Source organism: Streptomyces anandii JCM 4720 (assembly GCF_014650655.1).
GTDB lineage: Bacteria > Actinomycetota > Actinomycetes > Streptomycetales > Streptomycetaceae > Streptomyces > Streptomyces anandii.
In genome coordinates this window covers 24,053-28,857 of sequence record NZ_BMVJ01000013.1, presented here as the reverse complement: position 1 = coordinate 28,857, position 4,805 = coordinate 24,053, and the positions used below count along the sequence as shown (strand labels likewise).

6 protein-coding genes are annotated in these 4,805 nt (G+C 74.6%); 3 read left to right on the top strand and 3 right to left on the bottom strand.

The window, feature by feature from the left end:
- A partial coding sequence (locus IE249_RS38190; protein WP_229859045.1) for a beta-1,3-glucanase family protein occupies nt 1-233 on the top strand: 233 nt, incomplete at its 5' end.
- An 83-nt stretch (nt 234-316) separates the two neighbouring features.
- Entirely contained in the window at nt 317-1,441 is a 1,125-nt protein-coding gene (locus tag IE249_RS22785) for a PP2C family protein-serine/threonine phosphatase (protein WP_189707357.1), read from the top strand.
- 52 nt (nt 1,442-1,493) lie between these two features.
- Here IE249_RS22785 and IE249_RS22780 read toward each other — a convergent pair whose 3' ends face one another.
- Nucleotides 1,494-1,934, bottom strand: coding sequence for an Lrp/AsnC family transcriptional regulator (locus tag IE249_RS22780; protein WP_189707355.1), 441 nt, complete (start codon nt 1,932-1,934; stop codon nt 1,494-1,496).
- 71 nt (nt 1,935-2,005) lie between these two features.
- The gene (locus IE249_RS22775) at nt 2,006-3,355 is read right to left on the bottom strand and encodes a transaminase (RefSeq protein WP_189707353.1); all 1,350 of its coding nucleotides are present in this window, start codon (nt 3,353-3,355) and stop codon (nt 2,006-2,008) included.
- Between the two features lie 271 nt (nt 3,356-3,626).
- Here IE249_RS22775 and IE249_RS22770 point away from each other — a divergent pair, with 271 nt between their 5' ends.
- Nucleotides 3,627-4,088, top strand: a complete 462-nt coding sequence (locus tag IE249_RS22770) for a hypothetical protein (protein WP_189707351.1) — start codon at nt 3,627-3,629, stop codon at nt 4,086-4,088.
- Nucleotides 4,089-4,121: 33 nt separating this feature from the next.
- Here IE249_RS22770 and IE249_RS38185 read toward each other — a convergent pair.
- Nucleotides 4,122-4,805 (bottom strand): MFS transporter (locus IE249_RS38185; RefSeq protein WP_229859043.1); only part of this gene is annotated, 684 nt, incomplete at its 5' end.

The following is a 4,805-nucleotide window of genomic DNA, read 5'->3' as shown; positions in this document are numbered from 1 at the left end:
TGCTGGGCGCCGGCTTCAACCGCTCGACCCTGCTGTCCCCGGCCGCCCAGCCGGTGACCGACGCCGCGTCCTTCTACGGCGCCTCGATCACCAACCACTACGCCAAGGCCATGCACGCGGCGACCGAGGACGGGCGGGCGTACGGGTTCGCCTTCGACGACGTGGCGGACTTCGCCTCCTACATCCAGGACACCGCCCCGACCGGGATCCGGCTGACCCTCACGCCGTTCTAGCGGTCCGACCCCTCCCAGCCGTTCCAGCCGTTCGGCGACGGCTCCGGCGTGCGGGACGACGTGTGGCGTAGCAGCGTGGTGGTGTGCCGAAGCCTCCTGCCCCACGCTCGCGCCGGGACCCCTCCCGGCGCAGCTGGCTGCGGGGCGCACCGCCGCCGCGCTGGGTGCGCGTCCTGCCGCCCGTGCTGGTGGTCGGGGTGTGCGTGGCCACGCTGCTCAGCCCCAACCCGCTCGACATCGGGTTCCTGCTGGGCGCCATCCCGCCGCTGGCCGTGCTGTCGTACGGGCCGCTGGCCACCGCGCTGCTCGGCTGCGCGGTGGTCACCCTGCTGAGCGTGCCGCTCTTCCAGCTGAACCACCCGGGCAACACCGACCTGGAGACGATCGTCTTCGTCTCCGTCCTGAGCGTGTTCCTGTCCTTCGTACGCAGCCGACGCGACCGGCAGCTGAGCCTCGAGCGCACGATCGCGGAGGCGGCGCAGCGGGCCGTCGTGCCGCCGGTCCCCGAGCTGGTGGGCCCGGTGCGGTGCGCGGGTCTGTACCGGGCCGCGCAGCGCGGGACCCTGGTCGGCGGGGACTTCTTCGACGTGCGCCGCGGCCCGCACGGGGTACGGGCGGTGATGGGCGACGTGCAGGGGCACGGACTGGCGGCGGTGTCCACGGTCGCCGCGCTGCTCGGCAGCTTCCGCGAGGCGGTGCTCGACCGCCCGGACCTGACGGCCGTCGCGGGCGCGCTGGACCGCAGGCTGGTGGTGGACTCGGCGGAGGTGCGGCACGCGGAGCTGTTCGCCACCGCGGTGCTGCTGGAGTTCGCCGGCGACGCGCGGTCGGTGCGGGTGGTGACCTGCGGTCATCCGGCGCCGGTGCTGCTGCGGGACGGCAAGGCCACGGAGGTCGAGGTGGTGCCCTGGACGCCGCTCGGCCTGGGGCTCGCCGAGTCCGTGCCGGAACAGGAGGGGCACACCCTGCTGCTGCGCCCGGGCGACGTGCTGTTCCTGGCCTCCGACGGCGTCACCGAGGCCAGGGACAGGAGCGGCGCCTTCTACCCCCTGCTCGACCGGCTGCCCCGGCTCGCCGACATCGATCCGGGAGTCCTCGCGGACCACGTGCTGGCCGACCTCCTGGCGCACTGCGGCACGGTCCGGGACGACGTGACCATGCTGGTCCTGGCACCCGCCGGGCCGGACGGCGCGGCGCCCGGCCCCTGACGGCGGCCGTCCGGAGCCCGGACCGCGGCCCGTCGGCGCTCCGGGAGGGGCGTCAGCCGACGTCCCAGAGGAACCGGTGGGTGTGGATGCCGAAGTAGGGGAACGACTGGACCTGGCGCACGCCCTCGATCGGGCGCACCACGTCGTTGACGAAGTCCAGCAGGTCCCGCGGGCCGGGGGTGACGACCTCGGCGAACAGGTCGAAGCCGCCTGAGGTGAGGACCGAGTAGACGACCTCGGCCCGCCCGGCCAGTTCGTCGGCGACCGCGCGGGCGTCGCCGTCCACGGCGATGCCGAGCAGCGCCATGGCCTGACCGCCCATGGCCATCGGGTCGGTGACGCCGACCACCTGGACGGCCTTGGAGTCCAGCAGCCGCTGTAGCCGCTGCCGGGCGGCCGACGCCGACAGCCCCACCCGGGGCCCGAGATCCGCGTACGCGATCCGCCCGTCGGTCTGCAGCTCGCGCAGGATGGCCCGGTCGATGTCGTCCACGTGCGTAGCTTCCCCTCTCCGGCCGGATCGCCCCAGCGTAGTGGCGGGGGCGATCCGCCGGTCGGCCGGTGTCAGCCGGCCAGCTCGGTCAGGGCGGCGGCGAAGAGCTCGGTGTGGCTGTCGACGTCCGCCTCGGTGGTGTCGGGGCACATCAGGGCCATGTTGTGGAACGGGGTGAGCAGGATGCCCCGGTTGGCCAGGTAGAGGTGGAGGAAGTCCTCGAGCTCGGCGTCCGCGGCGGCCGCCGACTCGGTGCCGGTGCGCGGGGCGGGGTCGGTGAAGCGGTACTCGGTGCGCGCGCCGAGCCGGGCGACCGACCAGGGCAGCCCGTGGGCCTCGATGCCCGCGCGCACCCCGGCCTCGAAGCGCTCGCACAGCTTCGCCATCCGGGCGAACGCGTCGTCGGTGAGCACGTGCTCCAGGGTCGCGCGCGTGGCGGCGACGGAGAGCGCGTTGCCCGCCAGGGTGCCGCCGACGCCGCCCATGTCCACCAGGTCCAGGTCGGCGCGGCCGAGCAGCCGGTCGGCGAGTTCGGCGGACAGGCCGTAGGCGCCGGCCGGGATGCCTCCGCCGATCGCCTTGCCGATGGTGAGCAGGTCGGGCTCCAGGTCCCAGGCCGCGGTGCAGCCGCCGGGGCCGGCGGAGAAGGTGTGGGTCTCGTCGTTGATCAGCAGCGTGCCGTACCGCCGGGTCAGCTCGCGCACGCCGTCCAGGTAGCCGGGCTCGGGCAGGACGATGCCGATGTTGGTGAGCGCCGGTTCCATGAGCACGGCGGCGACGTCGCCGTGGGCGAGTTCGCGCTCGAGCTGGGCCAGGTCGTTGAACTCCGCGACGCGGCTGGTCAGGGTGACGTCGCAGGGCGCCCCCACATTGCCCTCGCGGGCGGTGCCGCGGCCGTCCGGGCCGACGACGATGAGCGACTCGTCGACGCTGCCGTGGTAGCAGTAGCTGTTCACGAGGATCTTCGGGCGGCCGGTGACCGCGCGGGCGAGCCGGATCGCCCAGCGGTTGGCGTCGGTCGCGGTCAGCGAGAAGCTCCAGCGGGCCAGTCCGAAGCGGCGGGTGAGCTCGGCGCCGACCCACTCGGCGTCCTCGGTGGGCAGCATGGCGGTGGCGCCGCCCAGTTCGGCGTACCGGCGCCGTACCGCGTCGGCGACGACCTCCGGCGAGTGGCCCGCCATGGCGCCGGTGTCGCCCAGGCAGAAGTCGATGTACTCGTGTCCGTCGACGTCGGTGACGCGGGCGCCCCGGGCGGAGTCCAGGTAGCGGGGGAAGGCGCCGGCGGTCTTGTTCATCCACGTCATCGGCACCCGGCCGAACAGGTGCTCGGCACGGTCGTACGCGGCCTTCGAACGCGGGTTGCGCCGCTCGGCCTCGGCGCTCTCGCGGGCGAGCAGGTGGTGCAGGCGGGTGCGGTCCATGAGGGGTCCCGGTGGTCGGCGGCGGTGGAATACCGGGATCGTACGAGCGAAAAAGTCGCCATGACAAGCACTGAGCGCAAGAATCAATCGTCACGGCAACTGATTCGAGCGCGGAGGGCTGGTGGGGATCAACCGGGGCGGGCCCTCGAACGCGGCACCGGAGCTCGAACGTCCGGGACCGAAACGCCAGGTCGCGCCACCCCTTCCGTCCCGTAGAAATATCTACGAGCATGCGTGGCCGTGGCCGACGGACGACCTCCCGGAGCGGAACATGACCAGTGCCAGGGGCGTGCACGGCGTGGAATGGCTCGCCGCCGCCGCGCCCGATCCGCGGGCGTGCAAGCGGGCGTGGGACGAGGGCGACGGCGTCGCGCTGCTGGCCGCCGGCCGCTTCTGGGACGTGCTCAGCGTGCCGGACCGGCTGGGCCTGCTGGCGCTGGAGATGCTGTGGCAGCCCGCGCTGCCGGTTCCCGGGCCGACGCTGGTGGACACGGCCGCGCACCGGGTCGGCTTCTTCCTGCCGCCCGATCCCGGGGGCGGCTGGATCGGGGCGGGGGTACGGCACGCGAGCAGGGGCTCCTGGGTCGCCGTACCGCCGCCGTACCGGCCCACGCGCTCCCTGGAGTGGCTGGTACCGCCCGACGGCACCGGCTCCCTGCACCGGCCCGCGGCCCTGGAATCGGCCCTGCGCCTGGCCAACGGAACGCTCACGGTGCTGCCGTCGCTCCCCTGACGCGTCGACGGCCCCCGCGCGGGCGACCCGCGATCAGGCCGCCGCAGTGCAGCCCGCCGCGCAGAGTTCGCCGTGGTCGGGGGTGGTGCAGGCGACGGTGCGGGGCGGCACCGGGGCGGTGCGGACGGTCGCGCCGGGTGATGTGACGGTGGACGGCAGGGAGGTGTAGGCGATGCGGCTCGGGGTGGGGGGCTCGCCGAGCGGTGTGCGGCGGGCCCGCAGCAGGGTGCCCGTGCCGATGGCGCCGGCGATGACCACGCCGCCGATCACCAGGGCGCCCCGGGCGCCCGCGGTCTGCATCAGCAGGCCGAGCAGCGGAGGGCCGACCAGGCTCCAGCCGGTGCTCGCGCTGCGCCAGACCCCGAGGACCCGGCCGCGCATGTGCGGCGGCGGGTCGGTCTGCAGGACGGTCGTGCCCGCGGTGTCGGAGACCGACTCCACGACCGCCATGGGGGCGACGAGCACCATCAGGACCCACAGGCTCGGGGAGAGCCCGGCGCCGATCTGCAGCAGCGCGCCGGCCACGGCCAGGGCGCCGACGAGCCGCACGGAGGGACTGCGCAGGCGTCCGGCCAGGACCGCGCCGGCCACGCCGCCCACCGCCAGCACGGTCGACACCGTGCCGAAGGCGCCGGCCGCGCCGCCCAGCGGGCCGGTGACCAGTACGGCGAGGGTGAGGGCGTAGTTCCGGCCGAAGATGCCGCTGATCGCGGTGAT

Bases quoted from the DNA above. Each gene is read 5' to 3' on its own strand.
- IE249_RS22775 (WP_189707353.1), bottom strand. From the start codon at position 3,355: ATGGACCGCACCCGCCTGCACCACCTGCTCGCCCGCGAGAGCGCCGAG.
- IE249_RS22770 (WP_189707351.1), top strand. From the start codon at position 3,627: ATGACCAGTGCCAGGGGCGTGCACGGCGTGGAATGGCTCGCCGCCGCC.